Annotated in this window: 2 protein-coding genes; both read right to left on the bottom strand. The window is 44.4% G+C overall.

The window, feature by feature from the left end:
• Positions 1-169: 169 nt before the first annotated feature.
• On the bottom strand, positions 170-1423 hold the full coding sequence (locus BMY49_RS16965) for a hypothetical protein (RefSeq protein WP_058577318.1): 1254 nt from the start codon (positions 1421-1423) through the stop codon (positions 170-172).
• A 61-nt stretch (positions 1424-1484) separates the two neighbouring features.
• Complete coding sequence (locus tag BMY49_RS16960) at positions 1485-2027, bottom strand: hypothetical protein (RefSeq protein ID WP_052509917.1); 543 nt, start codon at positions 2025-2027, stop codon at positions 1485-1487.
• Positions 2028-2336 lie beyond the last annotated feature (309 nt).

The raw sequence follows: 2336 nt of genomic DNA, 5'->3' as shown, positions 1-2336 counted from the left end.
CTAACGGTTCCCGCTATCAGGGTCCGTAGGGGACTCTCACCCCCAAGTCATCCCGCCAACCACCACGGTTGACCGGATAGCGCCTGAGCGGCGCTGCGCGCCATGCCTGGCGCACCACAAAAAAACCGCCCCGGAAGGGGCGGTATGAGAATATTGGACTGGCTAATGATTAATACTGGATAGTGGAAGCGCGGTTGCCACTACCTGTCTGCATCACACTCGCAGATGCGTTGACTGTACCAGTTTGAGTGATAGTTGAAATGTTATTCCAACCGCCAGCAGGAGCATGTGCTTGATTGACATATGCTGTGTGCGCACCTGCTCCACTTTGAATAATAAACGATTCATTAAATTCGGCACCAGGAACACCCACACCTGATTGTTCGACAGTGGCAGATTTATTGTCACCGTTCTGAATTACCCAAGAGATATCTCCTTCTCCTGATTGTGAGATATCAGCGAAGTTACTGTTACCATTTTGTAACACATTAGACTCTCCATATGTGCCACTTTGATTAACATTTGCTTTGTTATCATTGCCGTTTAGTTGGGATACATATGAGTCGTTATAACTACCGGACTGATCCACATATGCGGTATTGAAGTCGCCAACCCCCGCCGAACCTTGCAGAATGTAGGACGTATTCTCATCGCCACTTTGATCCAGCATTGCCATATTAGCATCGCCTGCTTGTTTAATATGGCTAATATTATCCATACCACTTTGGTTAGCATCGGCATAGTTATCAGACCACTGCTGACGAATATAACTTTGGTTACTTTCGCCAGTTTGATTTACCCATGCATTATTATCAGCTGCTCCACCAGTCAGTACTCCCTGATGAATAATCGATTGGTGGCCATTACCGGTTTGAGATACATCCGCGCCATTACGGTCGGCTCCAAACTGATCTACTCGAGACAGGTTACTATCACCTTGCTGCGAAATATTTGCAATAGCACCTGTGCTAAGCTCTTGATCAACATCTGATCGGTTACTATTACCAATTTGGATGACATCAGCTTTTAATGCTGAGCCAGTACTACTTAATTTGTTTTGTGTTACGTTTGATTCGTTTTGTGAACCACCACTCTGTGTTACACTTGCTTGGTTGCCTGTAGTACCAGTAGCTGTCTGGTCAATGGTCGATAAGTTTTCATTTGGGCCTGCAGTAGAGCCGTCCATGTTATCCAATTCATCCTGAAACGTAGTAAACGCTCCATCACGGGATGGCGGAAAACCTGTCCATTCGGCATTATCTACGGTTGAATTTCCATTGTCGACACCATATCCGCCTCCTTGAGGCTGGCCAATACTTGTATAGTTCAGGTTTGAATTCGATGTTACTGTTGTTTGAGCTATAGCAGCGCTGGACAAAGCTAAGCTAACAGCGGCAGCAAGAGCGGTTAGTTGCAGTTTCATGGTGTTTCCCCTTTATTTCGATCAACTTGCTTTGGTGGTGAACTGAGAAGCCAGGTGCGACTCAGTTGATATCGATAGTGACCGGTCGTGAAGTGCCCGAGTAGTTTTGTTGGTGGACATTTACATCGCGTAGGCCACTGCCCGATTGTGAAATCATTAGGTTACTGTTAAAGCCAATTTGAATAGCGTTCAGTGCAACTCCAACACTGTTCCCTTCTTGAATAGCCGTAACGCTATTGTTATAGCCTTGCTGAACAATCACGCCAATGTTGTTGCCATTGTGCTGGATCAAATTGGCCTGATTGTTATATCCAGTTTGTTTAATGTAAGCGAAGTTTTTAAATTGGTAATTCGCTGAACGAGATTGAACGACGCTCGCGCTGTTGTTAATGCCTTGCTGCTGAATGATGCTCACATTGCCTTTTAAATGGCTGACATCTTGAGACTCTACGTATTGTGTGACTCTAGACATGCTGTCAATGAACTGGTCGTTTGCTGAAGCTTCTGGATTTAAACTGGTTAGTAAGACACCCATTACCAATGCCATGCAGGAGGCTACGGATCCTGTCTTTTGATGGGCTGGTAATTGGTTGAACGGTTTCATTGGGCCTTCCTTTTGAAACGTTATGTGTCTTTTTGTTTCCTGTGTTGAGTTTGGACGATTTAAAAGAAGGCGCTATCGGAAATTTTTCTAATCCTTAACTTATAAAGTTGGTGTTTTTTATGAATATATAGGTTATGGTTTTAATCTTAATTGATGAGTTTTTTAATACTAGTACCTATAGCCTGAAAGATAGAAGCCTTTAATAAAAAAGCCGCTTAAGGAAGCGGCTTTGATTAATACCTGAATCCGTGAAGCCGGCGCCGACACTTTCCCTATCACCGCCAGCGAGCACTTTTTGATCATTCGCCC

The organism is Vreelandella aquamarina (genome assembly GCF_900110265.1).
Taxonomy (GTDB): domain Bacteria; phylum Pseudomonadota; class Gammaproteobacteria; order Pseudomonadales; family Halomonadaceae; genus Vreelandella; species Vreelandella aquamarina.
Note: the sequence above shows the minus strand (reverse complement) of the source record. Positions and strands in the feature narration are given on the sequence as shown.

Coding starts and splice junctions, on each gene's coding strand:
- BMY49_RS16965 (WP_058577318.1), bottom strand. CDS start 1,423: ATGAAACTGCAACTAACCGCTCTTGCTGCCGCTGTTAGCTTAGCTTTG.
- BMY49_RS16960 (WP_052509917.1), bottom strand. CDS start 2,027: ATGAAACCGTTCAACCAATTACCAGCCCATCAAAAGACAGGATCCGTA.